The sequence below is a fragment of the Paraburkholderia sp. J8-2 genome (genome assembly GCF_905220195.1).
Classification (GTDB): Bacteria; Pseudomonadota; Gammaproteobacteria; order Burkholderiales; family Burkholderiaceae; genus Paraburkholderia.
In genome coordinates this window covers 1-17,837 of sequence record NZ_CAJMZA010000016.1, presented here as the reverse complement: position 1 = coordinate 17,837, position 17,837 = coordinate 1, and the positions used below count along the sequence as shown (strand labels likewise).

General features: G+C 65.6%; 19 protein-coding genes. 7 read left to right on the top strand and 12 right to left on the bottom strand.

The annotated features are described in order from the left end of the window. Positions 1 to 30 precede the first annotated feature (30 nt). The 3 genes from U5A52_RS27620 to U5A52_RS27610 all read right to left on the bottom strand — a co-directional run bounded on the left by U5A52_RS27620 (position 31) and on the right by U5A52_RS27610 (position 2,108). On the bottom strand, positions 31 to 342 hold the full coding sequence (locus U5A52_RS27620) for a high-potential iron-sulfur protein (protein ID WP_321913219.1): 312 nt from the start codon (positions 340 to 342) through the stop codon (positions 31 to 33). Between the two features lie 234 nt (positions 343 to 576). After that, positions 577 to 1,590, bottom strand: a complete 1,014-nt coding sequence (locus tag U5A52_RS27615; protein WP_321913218.1) for an NAD(P)-dependent alcohol dehydrogenase — start codon at positions 1,588 to 1,590, stop codon at positions 577 to 579. Further along, positions 1,587 to 2,108, bottom strand: coding sequence for an SRPBCC domain-containing protein (locus U5A52_RS27610; RefSeq protein WP_321913217.1), 522 nt, complete (start codon positions 2,106 to 2,108; stop codon positions 1,587 to 1,589). The genes U5A52_RS27615 and U5A52_RS27610 overlap by 4 nt, the downstream gene beginning before the upstream one ends. A 120-nt stretch (positions 2,109 to 2,228) precedes the next feature. Between U5A52_RS27610 and U5A52_RS27605 the strand changes: the two genes are divergently transcribed. Beyond that, a complete protein-coding gene (locus U5A52_RS27605) occupies positions 2,229 to 3,143 on the top strand; it encodes a LysR family transcriptional regulator (protein ID WP_321936901.1) in 915 nt (304 codons plus the stop codon). Between the two features lie 5 nt (positions 3,144 to 3,148). Here U5A52_RS27605 and U5A52_RS27600 read toward each other — a convergent pair whose 3' ends face one another. The 3 genes from U5A52_RS27600 to U5A52_RS27590 all read right to left on the bottom strand — a co-directional run bounded on the left by U5A52_RS27600 (position 3,149) and on the right by U5A52_RS27590 (position 5,085). Then, the gene (locus U5A52_RS27600; RefSeq protein WP_321936899.1) at positions 3,149 to 3,541 is read right to left on the bottom strand and encodes an OsmC family protein; all 393 of its coding nucleotides are present in this window, start codon (positions 3,539 to 3,541) and stop codon (positions 3,149 to 3,151) included. 123 nt (positions 3,542 to 3,664) lie between these two features. After that, positions 3,665 to 4,066: a hypothetical protein gene (locus U5A52_RS27595; protein WP_321913214.1), complete on the bottom strand. Its 402-nt coding sequence runs from the start codon at positions 4,064 to 4,066 to the stop codon at positions 3,665 to 3,667. Positions 4,067 to 4,176: 110 nt separating this feature from the next. Beyond that, positions 4,177 to 5,085: a LysR family transcriptional regulator gene (locus U5A52_RS27590; RefSeq protein WP_321936897.1), complete on the bottom strand. Its 909-nt coding sequence runs from the start codon at positions 5,083 to 5,085 to the stop codon at positions 4,177 to 4,179. Positions 5,086 to 5,200: 115 nt separating this feature from the next. On the opposite strand from U5A52_RS27590, the gene U5A52_RS27585 reads away from it, so the two are divergent. The 5 genes from U5A52_RS27585 (at position 5,201) to U5A52_RS27565 (ending at position 10,785) form a co-directional block, all read left to right on the top strand. Beyond that, a complete protein-coding gene (locus U5A52_RS27585; protein ID WP_321936895.1) occupies positions 5,201 to 6,553 on the top strand; it encodes an MFS transporter in 1,353 nt (450 codons plus the stop codon). Further along, the gene (locus U5A52_RS27580; RefSeq protein WP_321936893.1) at positions 6,553 to 7,623 is read left to right on the top strand and encodes a hypothetical protein; all 1,071 of its coding nucleotides are present in this window, start codon (positions 6,553 to 6,555) and stop codon (positions 7,621 to 7,623) included. The genes U5A52_RS27585 and U5A52_RS27580 overlap by 1 nt, the downstream gene beginning before the upstream one ends. 74 nt (positions 7,624 to 7,697) lie before the next feature. Beyond that, a complete protein-coding gene (locus U5A52_RS27575; RefSeq protein ID WP_321913210.1) occupies positions 7,698 to 8,576 on the top strand; it encodes a LysR substrate-binding domain-containing protein in 879 nt (292 codons plus the stop codon). 195 nt (positions 8,577 to 8,771) lie between these two features. Continuing rightward, positions 8,772 to 9,926: a pyridoxal phosphate-dependent aminotransferase gene (locus U5A52_RS27570; protein WP_321936892.1), complete on the top strand. Its 1,155-nt coding sequence runs from the start codon at positions 8,772 to 8,774 to the stop codon at positions 9,924 to 9,926. A gap of 70 nt (positions 9,927 to 9,996) precedes the next feature. Beyond that, on the top strand, positions 9,997 to 10,785 hold the full coding sequence (locus U5A52_RS27565) for an ABC transporter substrate-binding protein (RefSeq protein WP_321936890.1): 789 nt from the start codon (positions 9,997 to 9,999) through the stop codon (positions 10,783 to 10,785). A 38-nt stretch (positions 10,786 to 10,823) separates the two neighbouring features. Here U5A52_RS27565 and U5A52_RS27560 read toward each other — a convergent pair whose 3' ends face one another. The 4 genes from U5A52_RS27560 to U5A52_RS27545 form a co-directional block, all read right to left on the bottom strand. After that, entirely contained in the window at positions 10,824 to 11,060 is a 237-nt protein-coding gene (locus U5A52_RS27560) for a hypothetical protein (RefSeq protein ID WP_321913207.1), read from the bottom strand. A gap of 73 nt (positions 11,061 to 11,133) precedes the next feature. Then, positions 11,134 to 12,456 (bottom strand): MFS transporter, encoded by a 1,323-nt coding sequence (locus tag U5A52_RS27555; RefSeq protein WP_321936888.1) that lies wholly within the window; start codon positions 12,454 to 12,456, stop codon positions 11,134 to 11,136. Positions 12,457 to 12,593: 137 nt separating this feature from the next. Next, on the bottom strand, positions 12,594 to 14,141 hold the full coding sequence (locus tag U5A52_RS27550) for a bifunctional 3-(3-hydroxy-phenyl)propionate/3-hydroxycinnamic acid hydroxylase (RefSeq protein WP_321936886.1): 1,548 nt from the start codon (positions 14,139 to 14,141) through the stop codon (positions 12,594 to 12,596). Positions 14,142 to 14,226: 85 nt separating this feature from the next. Beyond that, positions 14,227 to 15,078, bottom strand: coding sequence for a fumarylacetoacetate hydrolase family protein (locus U5A52_RS27545; RefSeq protein ID WP_321936885.1), 852 nt, complete (start codon positions 15,076 to 15,078; stop codon positions 14,227 to 14,229). Positions 15,079 to 15,223: 145 nt separating this feature from the next. Here U5A52_RS27545 and U5A52_RS27540 point away from each other — a divergent pair, with 145 nt between their 5' ends. After that, positions 15,224 to 15,802 carry a VOC family protein gene (locus tag U5A52_RS27540; RefSeq protein WP_321913203.1) on the top strand — a complete coding sequence of 193 codons (579 nt, stop codon included), beginning with the start codon at positions 15,224 to 15,226 and terminating at the stop codon, positions 15,800 to 15,802. Positions 15,803 to 15,817: 15 nt separating this feature from the next. On the opposite strand, the gene U5A52_RS27535 is transcribed toward U5A52_RS27540, so the two are convergent. Together U5A52_RS27535 and phbB are read right to left on the bottom strand one after the other, a co-directional pair. Then, complete coding sequence (locus U5A52_RS27535; RefSeq protein ID WP_321913202.1) at positions 15,818 to 16,573, bottom strand: IclR family transcriptional regulator; 756 nt, start codon at positions 16,571 to 16,573, stop codon at positions 15,818 to 15,820. A 261-nt stretch (positions 16,574 to 16,834) separates the two neighbouring features. Next, positions 16,835 to 17,578, bottom strand: a complete 744-nt coding sequence (gene phbB / locus U5A52_RS27530) for an acetoacetyl-CoA reductase (protein WP_035514360.1) — start codon at positions 17,576 to 17,578, stop codon at positions 16,835 to 16,837. Positions 17,579 to 17,837: the final 259 nt, after the last annotated feature.

Genomic DNA, 17,837 nt, shown 5'->3' with positions numbered 1-17,837 from the left:
GCTTGCAGCGTGCTCCTCGCGGCGCATAAGTCAAGCCTTCTTCACGTAGGCGCCGCACCAGCCTTTGGCGTCGACGATCTTGCCGCCATAGGTCGCGCACGGGCCATTCGGTGCGCCCGGCTTGCCCTGATACAACTGACAGTTCGCACAGGTCTGCCCGACCTGGAACTGCGGGAACTTCGTCTTGTCGACTTTGCTCGCGTCGGCTTTGTAGCCGAGCGCCATGGCGGTCGGATCGCTCTCGGAGAGCACCGGCGCGTCGGCGCGTGATTCGTTGGAAAGCACTGCCGTGGAAGCCACGGAGGCGGCGAGGATCATGAAGCGACGACGGGAAAGCGGCATGGTGGGGCTCCTGAGCATGGAACGTACCCGGCTCTTGCTATTCGCCGATTTGTCGATCGACTTGTTGGGCCGATTCGTTCGCAGAATTTCCGTGTGCTACTTATTTATATATCTTCGTGTTGCGTTGTAAAGAACGGAAACATTACGCATCGCATACCGCGTCAATTAATTCGGTATCCAAATCACTTTTTACGACGATCAACAGTACGGCGCCAAAACGGCGCCGCATTGCCTTCACCACGCCGCGCACACTTTGCCGAAATGCGCCCCGGCCTGCTGATGACGAAACGCATCGGCCAGTTCGTCCAGCCCGAACGTGCGGTCGAGCACGGGGCGAATGCCGGCCTGGTCGAGCGCCGCGACGTACTCTTGTTGCTGGCGCCGGCTGCCCACGATCAAGCCTTGCAGGCGCGCCTGTTTCGCCATCAGTACAGAGGTCGGCACGGTGCCTTCGCGTCCGGTCAACACGCCGATCAGCGCGATATGGCCGCCCACGCGCACCGCGTCGATCGACTGCGCGAGCGTGCCTGGCCCGCCGACTTCGATCACGTGATCCACGCCCTTGCCGCCTGTGATGTCGCGCACGAGCGCGCCCCACTTTTCGTGCTGCCGGTAGTTGACCACGTGGTCGGCGCCCAGCGCTTTCGCACGTGCAAGTTTGTCGTCCGACGATGAAGTGACGATGACCGAAGCGCCCATCATCCGCGCGATCTGCAGCGCCGCGATCGATACGCCGCCGGTGCCGAGCGTCAGCACAGTGTCGCCCGCCTTGAGGCCGCCGTCGGCCACCAGCGCGCGCCATGCCGTGAGCCCCGCCGTCGTGATGGTGGCGGCCTCCGCGTGGGTCCAGCCGCGCGGCGCGAGCGTGAAGGCACTCGCGGGCCGCACGGCGTGCAAGGTCGCGAAGCCGTCCGCGCCGTCGCCGGGCGTCTGCGCGAAGTTGCCCACGGCTTGCCACGGCGCGCCGTCCGTCCATTGCGGAAAGAAGCACGACACCACGTGGTCGCCGCGCTTGAACTCCGTCACGCCCGCGCCCACGGCCGACACCACGCCCGCGCCATCCGACATCAGCACGCGTCCGTCCGCTGTGGGGATGGCGCCGTTGGCCACCAGCAGATCGTGAAAATTGAGCGATGTGGCATGCAGCTCCACGCGGATCTCGCCGGCGGCGGGCGCGCCGGGCTCGGGGATATCGCGCAGCTCGATCTGGTCGAGGCCACCCGGCGCACGCAGCACGGCGGCCTTCATGACCGTGCTCCCTTGGCCTTGCGCGCGGCGTCGACGAGACCGTCGAGCCAGTCCTGATGCCCGTTGATCATCGGATTCGGGCGCGTTTTCGCCAGCTCCACGGCGGGCTTGCCCTTCTGCGATTCCTGCGTGAGTACGCGCACGCGTCCGCCGGAAAGGTCTTCGATGAGCCATGCGTGTATCACGTCGAGGCGCGTTTCTTCGTCGCCCTCGGCCCAGCCGTGCCACGCCACGCGCGCGGGCTGGCCTGCTGCAGGCGGCGCGTACTCGGTCACTTTGGCCTGTACCGGAAAGCCGAAGGTCTTGAATTGGAAGCGCGCGCCCGCGCTCAGTTCGGGGCCCAGGCCGTCGTGAAAGCCGACGTCGGCGGAATTGCTGTAATAGCTCGGCCACGCGGTCGCTTTGTTGAGCAGCGGCCAGACGTCGGCGGTGGACAGGCCCGCGACGATCACTTCGTTGGAACAGAAGTTGTCGGTCGTGCCGGGCAAATAGTCTTCGGGCCAGAAAATCTCGTTCATGTTCGTTACCTTTCGATGCTGTCGGTTTGGGTGCGGTGGACACGAGACATCATGCGGGCTATGCTGAAATAAATCCAATCGCGGATCATTATTTTCACCATAAACCGTGTTGATATCAGAATGCTCGATCTGAACCTCTTGCGGGCGCTCGACGCCCTGCTCGACGAACGCAACGTCACGCGCGCCGCGCAGCGCTTGTCGCTCACGCAGCCGGCCGTGAGCGCGATGCTGACGCGTCTGCGTGAGAGTTTCGGCGATCCGCTGTTCGTACGCTCGCAACGTGGCATCGTGCCGACCGAGCGCGCGCTGCAACTGGCTGCGCCGCTCAAGCAGGTGCTGAGTGAAATCGAGCAGATGCTGCAGCCACAGGCCTTCGCACCGGCCGAGGCCGAGATGACGCTCACGCTCGCCTCGACCGACTACGCGCTGCGCGCGGTGGTCGTGCCGTTTCTCGCGCGGCTGCGGGAAAGCGCGCCCGGCGTGCGGGCCGTGATCGTGCCGGTGCAGCACGAGCGCCTGCAGGCGCAACTGGAAAGCGGCGATGTGGATATGGCCCTGATCACGCCGGAAAGCACGCCAGCCGACTTGCACGCGCGGCACCTCTTCGACGAGCGCTACGTGTGCGTGATGCGCGCGGATCACCCCGCTGCTGCGCGGCGCCTCACGCTGGAGCGGTTTTGCGCGCTCGATCACGCGCTGGTGTCGTATGCGGGCGCAAGCCTGAGCGGTGTGACCGATGAGGCGCTTGCGCGCCTGGGGCGCGCGCGCCGCGTGACGGTGTCGGTGAACAGCTTTCTCGTGCTGCCCGACATTTTGCTGACGAGCGATCTGATTGCGGTCGTGCCGTCGCGGCTCGTGAAGGATGCAAGGGGAAGCGCGCAAGGGCTCGTCGTGATCGATCCGCCGCTCGAGATCCCGGGGTTCACCAAGACGCTCGCATGGCACGAGCGCACGCATCGCTCACCCGGGCATCAGTGGGTGCGCGCGCTGTTGTTCGAGACATGTGAGGCGTTGGCGGGCGCGACGCCCCGGTGATGCCGTCACGTATCGGCGCCCACCGCCCCCAACTCCACCCGCACTGCGCGCCCCAAGGTCTGCGCCACCGGCGATTGCGCCACGGCCGCTAGCACGATCTCGCGCGCCGCTTCGGCCAATGGCGCTTCGCAGTGCACGGCAACGCGAAAACAGGTTGCTTCGTCGCTGCGCTCGACATGCACCTCGACAGTCGGCTTCGGCACGCTCACGCCCGCGCGCGCCGCCGCCATCTCGATCGAAATGCACACGCAAGCCGCCAGAGCGCTTTCTAGCAGTTCGTGCGGACGCATGCCGGCCGCGCCGCCCTGGCCATTCTTGTGCGTATCGGCGTGCAGTTCGACGCGCCCGTTGCTCACCGCCACGCAATACGGTTCACCGCGCCTCGTTGCCTTGACCATTTCGCTCTCCCCGTTCCGTATCGAAGGAGCCAAGCGTAAGCGCAACGCGGCGCGCGAAAAAGACAAGCGCGGCTACCAGTATCGGCGCCACCCGGCTACGCGTTCGAAGGTGACCCCGGTAGATCAGCAGGACGGGCTGCCGTTGGCCGTGCAGAACGCCGCGGGCGCACCCGCGATCAGGGGAAGCGGCATAACGGGCCGCGGAGGCGGCGGCGGAATCCTCACAGCGCCGCACCACGAGTTCGCGCTGCGCTCTGCATTGGGCAGGCAAGGAGCGAAGCGCTCGTGCAGATCTTCGGCGGCCTGCTCGTTGCGCTCACGCGCCTCGAGCGCGGGCTGCAGTTGTCCGCCCAGCCAGGACGCGAACGTGATGACGCAGCCCGCCGCGACGGCCAGCAGCACCAGCCTGGATTTGTGGTTGCGCAGCGTGCTGAGCAAGCGCAGCGCCGCCGGGCGGCCTGCGATGGGCGTCTCGCGCCCGGCGGCGGCCCGCACTGCCGCTCCTTCGATGATTCTCGTTGCCACTGTTTATTCGTGTTGCTCTTGTGATTGCACCTGGCGCCCGTATAGAGGCATACGGGTTAACGGCAGGCCGAAGCAATTCGAAAGGGGACAGAGAAAAATATTTGAAGGGCTCAGCCGCCCTCGCGCGAACGCTCCACAAACGCAAACACCGTTTCGCGAAACCGCTCCACCGCCGGATTGCGCACGGAGGGTTGGGTCACGAGATGAAGCGGTGCGCGAAACGCCTCGTCCCCGGCCACGCGGCAGTAGCGCACGCTCTCCTGCTGATAGCGCCGCATGGAAGCCGGCACGAGCGTCACGCCGCCGCCCGCGGCCACGAGATTGATTGCCGTGACCATGCGCGGCACCTCGTCGACCACGCGCAGCTCCACGCCCTGGGCTTCGCAGGCACGCACGAAATCGGCGTACATGCCAGGCGCGCCTGGCCGCCGCACGAAAATGAACGGCTCGCCCGCGAGGCGCTTGAGCGACACCGCGCGCGAACCCGCCAGCCTGTGCCCCACCGGCAGCACGAGCAGCATGTGCTCCTGGTCGATGCGCTCGAAGCGCAACTGAGCGGGCGTCTCGATCGGCTTGCGCAGAATCGCGACATCGACATGCCCGTTCATCATCATCTCGATGATCTCGGCCGCGTTGATCTCGCTAAGCTCGATGGCGATGTCGGGATGCCCTTCGCGATACGCGCGGATCACGGCTGGAGCTAGCGGATGAAACGCGGCCGAACTCGTGAGCGCCACATGAAGCTTGCCCACCTGCCCGAGCGCCACGCGCCGCGCATGCGTGACGCCCTGCTCCAGCGTACGAAGAAGGTTGCGCGCGCAATCAGCAAACGCCTCGCCTGGCGCGGTCAGCTCCACGCCGCGCGGCTGCCGCGTGAAGAGCGCAAAGCCCAGCTCCTGCTCCAGCTCCTGGATTTGCTGCGAGAGCGGCGGCTGCTGCATGTGAAGGCGCGCTGCCGCGCGCGTGAACTGGCGCTCTTCGCAAACCGCGAGGAAGTAGCGCAGGTGACGTAGCTCCATACGACGCTCCGGTATAGGTATTGAATATGGCAACCCCATTCGATATGTATTTTACATTTGCCGCGCAACTCCCTAGTCTGTGAGGCAAAACACCGACGACGACATCCGGAGACCCATGCAATCCATTCTCGAAGCCGACCCGGCCGCGCTCGACGCGCCCCACCTCACCACCTCGCAGGTCCGCCGCGCCGTGCTCGCCTCCGTCATCGGCAACGGGCTCGAGTGGTTCGATTTCCTCATCTACGGCTACTTCGCGAAGACCATCGCGCACGTGTTTTTCCCCGTGCAGAGCAGCTTTCTGTCGATCACGCTCACGCTCGCGACCTTCGCGATCGGCTTCGTCGTGCGGCCGTTAGGCGGTGTGGTGATCGGTGCGTTCGCCGACCGTTACGGGCGGCGCCGGACCCTTTCCGCGCTGATCGTGCTGATGGCGGCGAGCACCCTGCTCATGGGCGTCACGCCCGGCTATGCGTCGATCGGCATTGCCGCGCCGCTCATCGTGCTGCTCGCGCGCATCCTGCAAGGGCTTTCGGTGGGCGGCGAATTCGCCACCGCCGCCTCGATGCTCACCGAGTACGCGCCGCCCGGCCGCAAGATGTTCTACGGCAGCTTTCAGATGACGTCCCAGGCCGTCGCGCTGCTGCTGTCCTCCGCGTGCAGTTTTCTGCTCACCACGCATCTCACGCCCGCCGCGCTCGCCGCATGGGGCTGGCGCGTGCCCTTCCTGCTCGGCGCGCTGGTCGGCCCGGTGGGCTTCTATATCCGCCACAAGGTCGCCGAGTCGCCAGAGTTCGTGCAGTTGCGCGAACGCCTGGGCCACGCGCCGCGCCAGTCCTTGCGCACGTTCCTGCGCGAGCGCGGCGACGCGGCGCTGTGCGCCGTGGGCGTGATCGCCGTGGGCGCGGCCACCAACTATCTCTGGCATTCGTATATGCCGCTGTATGTCGAGCGCCAGCTGCATCTGCCGCTCAAGAGCGCACTGCTCGGCACGGCGGCTTCGGGGCTCATCGGCATCGTCGGCTATCCACTCGCGGGCAAGCTCGCCGACCGCTTCGGCGCCTACCGGCTCTTCCTGCCCGTGACGCTCGTCTGGATCTGCGCCGCCTGGCCACTCTTCGCGTGGGTGCTTGCCGCGCCCACGCCCGAGCGCGTATTCGCCGCGCAAATGGTCGCGACCGTCGTGCTGAGTCTGATGTCCGGCGCGCATCCCGGCATGCTCACGCAGCTTTTCCCCACGTCCACGCGCTCCACGGGCGTCGCGCTCTCGTACAACATCGCCGTCACCTTGTTCGGCGGCATGGCGCCGCTCACGGTTTCGACGCTGATCGGCGTGACCGGCTCGCGCATCGTGCCGGCGTGGTATCTCATCGTCACGGGCATCGTCTCGCTCGTGCTGGTCTTTGCAAGCGTGTCGGGCCGGCGCCTGCTGCGCGAGCCCAACGCCTGGCCAGCGGAGTCGGAGTCGTAATGATCGAGCCGTCCATCGTGAGCAATGCGAGCACCGCAGGCGATGAACGCCCGCGCAACGAGTACCCCGTGCGCGCAATCGGCGATGTCCTCTTGCCTGTCGTCACGGCGCAAGGCAGCGGCACCGTGCCGATGTTCGTGGGCGGTTGCACGGCAAGCGAGCGAGCCACGCGTGCGCTTGTCGTGCTGCACGGCCGCCTGCGCGACGCCGACGCCTACTTGCGCTCGACACTGCGCGCCCGCGCCGCTTCGTCCGCGCATGACGACGCCACGCTCGTCGTCGTGCCGCAGTTCCTCGCAAGCGCCGATGTCGAACACCACCACCGCGCGCATGCGGACTTCCTGCACTGGGAGTGGACCGCGTGGATGGGCGGCGCCGACGCGCGCGGCCCGGCGCCTTTGAGTTCGTTCGACGCCCTCGACGCGCTCGTCGCACAGCTTGCCGATCGCTCGCGTTACCCGGCGCTGCGCGAGATCGTGATCGCAGGGCATTCGGGCGGGGCGCAGGTCGCGCATCGCTATGCCATCTTGAGCGCCGCGCCCGAGCCATGTGCACGACTCGGCGTGCCCCTGCGCTTCGTGATCGCGAATCCCTCTTCCTGGGTGTATTTCGATTCGTTGCGCCCGCAACCCGACGGCGGTTTCGGTCCCGCGGATCGCGCCGCGTGCCCCGACCTCGACGACTGGAAGTACGGCATGCGCAAGCTCCCGCGCTACGCTGCGGCCACGCAAGATGCCACGATGCTTGAACACCGCTATATCGGGCGGAAAGTGGTCTATCTGGCAGGCGAACGCGACTGCGACCCCGCGCATGCGGCGCTCGACCGTTCCTGCGCGGCCAACGCGCAGGGGCCGCACCGTCTCGCGCGCGCCCGCGCCTACTACGCCTACCTGCGCGCAAGACATCCGCAGTTGCGGCATACGTGGTTCGAGGTGCCGGGTGCGGGTCACAACGCCGAGGCCATGTTCCTCTCGGAGCCCGGCATTCGCGCCCTGTTCGGTGCGCACGCAACGATCGATGCGGCGCGCGCAGCAGACCAGGCGCGAGGCGCAGGCGGCGCGGACGATTGAAACGGGCGGCCGTCGTATCATAGCGGCTCGATTCCCGCCGGATGCACGTTCCGCCCGGCCGCCCAACGACCACCATGAGACGCCTTCCCCCGCTCAACGCCCTGCAAATCTTCGAAACAGTCGCCCGCTACGGCAGCTTCACGCGCGCGGCCGAGCATCTTTGCCTCACGCAAGGCGCCGTGAGCCGGCAAATCCTCACGCTCGAGCAGTATTACGGCCTGCCGCTCTTTCGCCGCTCGTCCAAGGGGCTCACGCTCACCGCAGAAGGCGAGCAGCTGCTGCCCGCCGTGCGCGACGGCTTCGGGCGCATCGAGGAAGCCTCGCAACGCCTCACGCGCCAGCGCACCGAACTGGCGCTCAAGGTGCCGACCTGCGTGATGCGCTGGATGCTGCCGCGCATCATGCGCTTCCAGAACGAGCATCCCGACCTGCAGATCCAGATCACGACCACGTGGGGCCACGAAGTCGACTTCCAGGCTGAGCCGTTCGACGCAGCGATCATCTACGGCTCGTCGCCCGGCGCCGAGGTGCACGCGGTGCCGCTCTTCGACGAATACCTCACGCCCGTCTGCACGCCCGAGCTGCTCTCGCGCCGCCCGCTCGTCAAACCCGACGACCTCGCGCACCAGACCCTGCTGCACCCTACGCGCGACCACGCCGACTGGCGCCTGTGGCTCGCGCGCGCGGGCGCGAAAAAGGTCGATGCCGATCTCGGCCCCACGTTCGAGTCGCTCGATCTCGCGGCCACTGCGGCCATGCAGGGCTTTGGCGTCGCCATAACCGACCGCACGCTCGTGCGCGAGGATGTCGAGACGCGACGCCTCGTCATGCCGTTCGAGCTCGCCGTGCCCACGGGTTCGCGCTACTATTTCGTGTACCCCGAGTGCGTGGCGCAGCAGAAGAAGGTGCAGTTGTTCAGCGAGTGGATCGAACAAGACCGCGCAGCGCCGTAGTGCGACCGTCCATGCCGCCGTCCATGCCGCCATGAATACCGCCATGAGCGCCGTGCATGGCGGGCATGAGAATTAATCGATTGCACACGGGCCGCTCTTTCGGCGTAATGGGCCGCTTCGTGCGAGGCACACTCAGTGCGCGGCCTTGCACCTTTCAAGTCACGCGGCCGCGCGCCGCCCGAAGGGAGACCGACCATGCAGAGCGCTGCCCAGCCCCGCTCGAAGCTGCCCGATGTAGGCACGACCATTTTCACGGTGATCGGCCAGCTTGCCGCCGAGCATCAGGCGCTGAACCTCTCGCAAGGCGCGCCGAATTTCGACCCGAGCGCGAAACTCGTGGATGACGTGGCCGCCGCCATGCGCGCGGGCCACAACCAGTACGCGCCGATGGCGGGTCTCGGTGACTTGCGCGAAGCGCTCGCCGCCAAGTTCGAGACGCTTCACGGCGCGCACTACGATCCGTCGAGCGAAGTCACTGTGCTTGCGAGCGCGAGCGAAGGCCTCTACTCCACGATCAGCGCGCTCGTGCATCCCGGCGACGAAGTGATCTATTTCGAGCCCTCGTTCGACAGCTATGCGCCCATCGTGCGCCTGCAGGGCGCAAAGCCCGTGGCGATCAAGCTCGCGCAGCCGCATTTCCGCGTGGACTGGGACGCGGTGAGCGCGGCCATCACGCCGCGCACGCGCATGATCATCGTGAACACGCCGCACAATCCCACGGCCACGATATTCGGCGAGGACGACATCGCGCGGCTCACGGCGCTCACGCGCAACACCGACATCGTGATTCTCTCCGACGAAGTGTACGAGCACGTCGTGTTCGACGGCGCGCCGCACCGAAGCATGGCGCGCTACCGCGAGCTTGCCGAGCGCAGCGTGATCGTGTCGTCGTTCGGCAAGTCGTATCACGTCACGGGCTGGCGCGTGGGCTACTGCCTCGCACCCGCCGCGCTGATGGACGAGATCCGCAAGGTCCACCAGTTCATGGTATTTTCCGCCGACACGCCCATGCAGTATGCGTTCGCGCAAGCGCTTGCCGAGCCGCAAAGCTATCTGGGCCTCTCGGCGTTCTACCAGCACAAGCGCGACCTGCTCGCACGCGCACTGGAAACCTCGCGATTCGAACTGCTGCCGAGCGAAGGCAGCTTTTTCATGCTCGCGCGCTTTCGCGCCTTCTCCGAAGAGCGCGATAGCGACTTCGTGCTGCGGCTCATCCGCGATGCCCGCGTGGCGACGATTCCGCTCTCGGCGTTCTACACCGACGGTACCGACGAAGGCATCATTCGCCTGAGCTTTGCCAAGGATGACGAAACATTGCTCGAAGGCGCGCGCCGCCTGTGCGCGATTTGAGGCAACGGCGTTCGGAACACAACGAAACTCTTAGGCAAACTGATAGGCAATGATAGGCAAGGAGATCACCATGAAGCGACTCAACGCGCTCCTCGCGCTCGCATGCGTGTACGGCGTGCTCGGCCCGGCATCGGCGTTCGCCGACGCAAACCTGTTGCGCTTCGGCGTAGAAGCGCAGTATCCGCCGTTCGAAACCAAGGCCTCGGACGGCACGCTGCAGGGCTTCGATATCGACATCGGCAATGCCGTGTGCGCGAAGGCGAACATGACCTGCAAATGGGTCGAGACGTCATTCGACGGCCTGATTCCCGCACTGCAAGGGCGCAAGTTCGACGCCATCAACTCGGCGATGAACGCCACCGAAAAGCGCCGCGAGGCCATCGACTTCACCACGGTGATCTATCGCGTGCCGAGCCGCCTGATCGCGCGCAGTGACAGCGGGCTCGTGGCCACCGCAGCGTCGCTCAAGGGTAAGCGTGTGGGCGTGCTGCAATCGTCGATTCAGGAAACCTACGCAAAGGTGCACTGGGAGCCGGCGGGCGTGACGGTCGTGCCCTACCAGGACCAGAACCAGATTTACGCGGACCTCGGCGCGGGACGCCTGGACGCAACGCTCGTGCTCGCGCCCGCTGGCCAGAAAGGCTTTCTTTCGCAGCCAGCAGGCAAAGGCTTCGCGTTCGTGGGCGAGGCCGTGCGCGACGACAAGATTCTGGGCAGCGGCGTGGCGTTCGGCATCCGCAAGGGCGACACGGCCTTGCGAGATCGCCTGAACGCGGCCATCGCGAAGATCGAGTCCGACGGCACGGTCACGTCGCTCGCCCGCAAATACTTCGGCGATATCGACGTTTCGCCGAAGTAAGAGCGCGCACTCAGGGGCAGGCGCAAGCGCTTCAGCGGTCAGCGCCGCCCCTGTTGCGAATTGCGGTTCACGTGAGCGTCGTTCTTGGTGCGCTCCTGGTGGGCGTCTGCGCCCCAGCGGTCCGTGTCCTCCTGCCCGCTTTCCACGTCGCTATACCCCTGGCGGCCCACCGAGCGCGGCTCATGCGGGTGACGCCGCGCCAGCGGCTCACTGCTTTCGTGCTGCGGATGCTTGACGTGCGTGCCGTCGTCGTTCGGGCTCTCGTGATGCTTCATGGCTGCCTCCTTGCCGGCGCAATACGCCGCTTGCCAGCTAGCGCATCGGGCGTGCCCGGACAATGGAACGCAGCTAGCCCGCCGCTGCCGCCGAGCGCTCCAGTCGCGAGCGCGACGAGGCGTGCAGCCCGACGTTCGCCGCCAGAGCGATCAACGCCGATCCGCTCACGTACCACGCAGGGGCCGCGAGTGATCCGCTCATGCGCACGAAGGCCGCGCAGAGCAACGGCGCAAAACCGCTGAACACAACCACCGAAACGTTGTACGCAAGCGCAATGCCGCTGAAGCGCACCTGCACCGGAAAGAGGTCGGCAAGCACCGAGGCCCACGTGCCGCTTGCGAGCGAGAACACCAGCGCAGCGAGCACGAACAGCACGACCACGTTCACGCTGTGCGCCGCAAGTGCCGTATAGAACGGCCACGCAAGCGCGGCGAGCAGCACGCACGAAACGCGCAGCAAGTACCGGCGCGGCACGAAGTCGCCTGCCCAGGCCGCCGCGAGCAGTCCCACCGAACTCACGAGCAAATACGCATTCTGTGCGAGCGCTGCGTCGCGCGGCGCGTAGTTCAACGTCTGAATCAGATACGCGGGCATGTGACCGTAGAGCACGCCGTTGAAACCCGCCATCACCGCGATCGAGAGCGCACCGCCCACCACCGCGCCGCGATGATGGCGCAGCGTTTCGCGAAACGGCTGCTTCACCACCGCGCCCTGCATCTGCTTGAACTCGGGCGACTCGTCGAGATTGCGGCGCAGCAGATACGAAACGATCCCGCACACACCGCCCACGAGGAACGCAATGCGCCAGCCGTAGCTCGCGGCGTCCGCAGAGCTGAGCGTGGACTGCACGCCGAGATTGACGATCGTCGCGAGCATCACGCCCGTATTGATCGCGCAGACGATCACGCCCGCCGCGAGGCCCGCGCGGCGCGGCGCCGCCTCCACCGCATAGGTGATCGCGCCCGGCATTTCGCCGCCCACGCAAAAGCCTTGCAGCACGCGCAAGCCAATCAGCGCGATGGGCGCGGCAACGCCCCAGTGCGCGTAATTGGGCAACAGGCCAATGCAGATCGTCGCTACCGTCACGACGACGATCGAGCCCACGAACACGGGACGTCGGCCAATGCGGTCGCCAAGGCTGCTGAGCACAATGCCGCCGAGCGGCCGGATGATATAGCCGATGGCAAGCACCGAAAACGTCAGCAGCATGCTCACGAGCGGGTCGCTCGCCGGAAAGAATTGCGCGGCGATCGAGTGGGCGAAGAAGCCGTAAATTACGAAGTCATAGAATTCCAGCGAGCCGCCCAGACTCGCTATGAGGATCATCTTCCATTGGGCGCGGCTCAGGCCAGGCGCGGCGGCCTGCGACACAGGCAGTGAGGGGGTCGTCTCCATTTGCTCTCCTTAATGATTTGACATGGCGGCGCTTTTGGGCTGCTAGCGGATCGTCGTCCTGCGCCTCTTTCTTCAAAAACGTCGGCCCGGGCGGCCGCGTTCCCTTGCGGGCCGCCCAGAAGCCTGGTCAAGCCGGATCAAGCTGCCGCGGCCTCGCGCGGCTGCCGCGCACGCGCAACGCCTGCGCGTTCGAGCAGTGCATCCAGTTCGCCCGCGTCGCGCGCCACGCCGCCAACGTAGCGGTCGGGCCGCAGCAACACGGCGCGCCCGCCGGTTTGCGCGAGCCAGGTTCGAAGCGACTCGTGCGAAGCGGGAACGATCGCCACCCGCTCGCGTTGTGCCGCGTTCGCAAGCGCTTCTCGTGCGTGCACCGCCAGCACTTCGTCAGCGACCAGCGCGAAGCGATAGCCCACTGCGTCGTCCAGACGCGTACCGTCGTCGAACACGGGTTGCGGCCCGATCTCGCCACCAGCCTCGCTTGCGTGCCAGCCCGGCCCCAAGCGCGGTTGCGGCGTGCGGAACTCGCGAATCGCCGCCGTCATCTCGCGGTCGCGCGCGGCCACAGCGTTGCTGTCGGTGGCCTGAATCACGCCGCCTAACTGCACCGCCGTTTCGATGAACGTGCGCACATGCGGCTCGCGCTCGCTCTCGTAAGTGTCGAGCAGCGCTTCGGGCAGCGCGCCTTCGATCACATCGGCGAGCTTCCACGCGAGGTTCGAAGCGTCGCGTATGCCCGCGGCCATGCCCTGCCCCATGAACGGCGGCGTCTGGTGCGCCGCGTCGCCCGCGATCAGCAGCCTGCCGCGCCGCCAGCCCTGCGCGATCACCGAATGGAACGTGTAGATCGCCGAGCGTTCGAGTTGCGCGTGCTCGGGCGTGATCCATCGTGCGAGGCGCTCCCAGATCCATTCCGCCATGCCTACGCGGCGCTCGTCGTCGCCCGGCATCACCATGATTTCCCAGCGGCGGCGGTTGTGCGGCCCGCGCGTGTAGGTGGTCGGGCGCGCAGGGTCGCAGTACTGGATCGAGTAGTCGCCGAGATCGGCGCGCTCGCCCGCGAGCAGCACGTCCACTACGACCCAGCGCTCGTGCGATTTCAGATCGGCGAGTTCCGTGCCGATGAAGCGGCGCACCGTCGAGCGCGCGCCGTCGCAACCCACCACGTAACGCGCCGTCGTGTGAGCGAGTCGCCCTTGTGCCGTATCTTCGTAGCGGATGCGCACGTGGTCGTCGCGTTCGTCGAGCGCGAACACCTCGTGCCGCAAACGCACGTCGGCCCCGCCGCGCGCACAAAGTTGCGCGCGCAACGCCCGTTCGAGATCCGGCTGATGAAACTTGTAGCTTGCGCACCAGCCCTGAGGGCCGATGCCGCCGGGCCGGCTCCAGTCGATCATCAGCTCGCCGCGCGCGTTGACGAACTTCATGCCAGGCCCGACGAAGAGGTTCGGCAGCAGCGTTTGCGCAATGCCGACAGTCTGAAACACGCGCATGCATTCGCCGTCGAAGTGCACGGCGCGCGGCAGCTGGAACACGTCCTTGTCGCGCTCGAACACCACGACCTTCAGGCCGCGCAGCGTGAGCAGATTGGCGAGCGTCGCGCCGGTCGGCCCGAAGCCGATGATCGCGACATCATAGTCGGGTTCCGGATTTGCTTTGCATACCGAATTGTTTACGACATCCTTCATCCCATTCACCTGATACATGGCTAACTGCGTGGATAATTGCGTGGATAGCCGCGCCGCCCGCATGGTGCGGGCGGCGGCCTGCAACTTACGCTTCGTCCGCGACGGGATTCCTGAGCGTGCCGATGCGATCCACCTCGACCTCCACCACGTCGCCATGCTTCATGAAAAGCGGCGGATTGCGCTTCGCGCCCACGCCGCCCGGCGTGCCGGTCACGATCACGTCGCCGGGGAACAGCGGCGTGAAGGTGGAGAGATACGCAATCTGCTTCGCAATGCCGTGAATCAGCATCTCCGTGGTCGCGCGCTGCACTTCCTGGCCGTTCAGGCGCGTGACGAGCGTCATCAGCGCATTCGGCTCGATCTCGTCGCTCGTGATCATCCACGGGCCGAACGCGCCCGTGCGGTAGAAGTTCTTGCCGGGTCCCCATTGGCCCGTGTGGCGCTGCCAGTCGCGCACCGAGCCGTCGTTGTAGCAGCTGTAGCCCGCGATATGACGCCACGCGTCGGCCTCGGCGATGCGCCGGCCGCCCTCGCCGATGATCACGGCGATCTCGCCCTCATAGTCGAACTGCGTGGACTCGCGCGGACGCAGCATGGGCTCGCCCGCGCCCACCTGCGATGCCGGCAGACGCATGAAGATCACCGGCTGCTCGGTGGTTTCGCGGTTGGTCTCCTTCACGTGCTCGGCGTAGTTCAGGCCCACGCAGAAGATCTGCTGCGGATTCGCAATCACAGGCTCGAGCGCGACTTCGGCGAGCGGATAGTCGCCCTTGCCAACGCTTGCGGCCCGCTCGGCTTCTGCAAACGCGCCCGCCGCGATCAGCGACTTGAGGTCTGCATAGCGGCCGCCAAGCCGCTTTTTGAGGTCGAACACCGCGCCGTCGCGCACAACGCCGAACGACGAACCTTCATGGGTAGAAAAGCTGGCGAGTTTCATGGTGCTCCGCTGATAAAGAGTTGATTTTCCTTGGAATCGAAACGCGTATTTCTTGGTGCGTTTATCGTATTTTGAGAATACACTACGAAAAACGCGCCACACAACTTGATTTTTATCAGGGTTTATCACTACGAATGGAGACAGCATGACTGTGCCGAACACCGAACCAACCACGAAGCGAACCGGCCTCACGCTCAGCCACATGGGCTTTTTCGTGACCGACATGGCGAAGGTCGAAGACTTCTATACGCGTGTGCTCGAATTTACGGTGACGGACCGCGGCACGCTGCCCACACCGCGCGGCGCGGTCAGCCTGGTCTTTCTCAGCCGCGATCCGCGTGTGCATCACCAGATCGTGCTGGCGAGCGGCAGGCCCGAGCAGTTGCCGTTCAATCCGATCAACCAGATTTCACTGGAAGCGGACAGCCTCGCCACGCTCAAGCGCTTTCACCGGCGCTTCGTGGAGGAAGGCATGGAGGAAATCGTGGCGGTCACGCACGGCAATGCGATCTCGTTCTATGCGCGCGATCCGGAGGGCAACCGGCTGGAGATTTTCATCGACACGCCGTGGTACGTGGATCAGCCCATGCGTGTGAGCGTGGACTTCACGCTGCCCGACGAGGCGTTGCTGGCCGAAGTCGAGCGCCATGCGAGCACGTTGCCGGGTTTCCGCCCGCGCGCGGTGTGGGAAAGGGAGATGGCGGCGCGTATGGGCGTAGCGTGACGCCGCACCGCGGCTTTATGACTCGATCAACGCACGCACGCGCGTGGAAATGCGCGCGGCGGCGTCCTTCACGGCCTCGACCACGCGTTCCAGGTTGAAGAACGCGAGGCGTTGCTCGGGCACGACGAGCGCGAGCGAGGCCACGGCTTCGCCGGATGCGTCGGTAAAGAGCGGCGAAGCGACGGCGGACATGCCCGCTTCGAGTTCGCCCTTCGAGAGATAGAAGCCCGCGCGGCGGATCTTGAGCAGACTCGCGCGGAATTCTTCGAGCGAGTTGCCGAGTCCGCTAGCCGCGATGTCCTCGGGGTACTGCTCGAACAACGCGGCGAGCTTCGCCTTGGGAAACGTGGAGAGGATCGCCTTCGGTGCCGCGCCAAGAAAGAGCGGGCGCGGACGGCCGCGTCCATAGCGCAGGTCGAACACGGCGTCGTGCGATTCCCGATGGGTATCGACGAGCTCGTTGCCATACCAGCGCGACATCACGGCGTCGAAGCCCGATTGCTCCGCCAGCTCGCGCATGACCGGCTGCCCCGCCTTGAGCAGCGGATCGGAAATACGCAGATGGTAGTCGAGCGTGATGATGCGCGGGCCCAGGCCATATTCGCCGCCCACGAAGCGCAGCAGCATGCCGGTATCGACGAGTTCACGCAGATAGCGGTAAGCGGTCGGCACCGAGCATTGCAGTTCGGCCGCCACCTGTTCGGCGGAAAGAAAAGGCCGCGCCTCGGAAAAGAGTTCGAGGATGGACAGCAGTTTCGCAATGCTCGACAAAGGCCGGTCTCCGGTCACGCGTGGGGTGGCCAATTATAGCGGCACGCTAGACCGCGTTCGTGCCCCGCAAACCGCGGCGCCACCATGCAAAACCGCCGCATTGCACGGCGCGCTTTATGCGTGCCCTGCAATGCGGCGGTCGGTACGCGTTACCGGGGCCCGCGGGTGCCTGGCGGTGCCTGCCGACGCGACATGCGCCGCGCATCCATCAGGCGAAATTCGCCTGACATCATTCATGCGCGGTACATGTTTGGCATAGCGTTACTGCATGTGCTGGCCACCGTTGATAGGAATATTTGCGCCGGTCACGAAGCCCGCTTCGTCCGAGCACAGGAACAGCACGAGCGCCGCGACTTCACCCGGGTTGCCAAGGCGGCCCATGGGAATTTGCGGCAGGATCTTCGTGTCGAGAATGTCCTGAGGAATGGCGGTCACCATTTTCGTGGCGAGATAGCCCGGCGAAATGGTGTTCACGGTCACGCCCTTGCGCGCCACTTCGAGCGCGAGCGACTTCGTGAAGCCGTGCATGCCGGCCTTCGCGGCAGCGTAGTTGGTCTGGCCGACCGAACCCTTCGAACCGTTCACCGACGAAATGTTGATGATGCGGCCCCACGCGCGCTCGACCATGCTGTCGCACAGCGGCTTCGAAATGTTGAAGATCGAGTCGAGATTCGTGCGCAGCACGGCGTCCCAATTGACCTTGTCGAGCTTGCGGAACGTCATGTCGCGCGTAATGCCCGCGTTGTTCACGAGAATATCGACGGGGCCGATCTCGCTCTGGATCTTCTGCGCGCCGCGCTGGCACGAGTCGTAGTCGGCTACGTCCATGCCGTACGCGTGGAATTCGCGGTCGGTCTCCTTCATGCGCGCCAGCCAGTCTTTGGCGCCCGCGTTATCGGGCGAATGCGTCACGACGACGCGATAGCCCGCATCATGCAGCTTCACGCTGATGGCCTCGCCAAGGCCGCCCATACCACCTGTCACCAATGCAATACGATTAGTCATCCTATATATCCGCGAGAGTTGAGCGTCAATCAAACCGTGGCGTCACGCATCATGCGTGCAGGCGCCACATGCACTGTTGCCCCGCTTCGTCTTTCCACCCAAGACGAGGACAAGGCGAATACCGCGCGGCTTCTGATTAATTTCTGGTATTGCGCGTGGTTGCTACTACTGGCGGCTCGCCGCTGCTTGCGCGTGCGACGAGCCGCTTGCTGCCTGGTTACTACGCTGCTTATTGCCTTAAAAGCGCAATCAAGCGCGC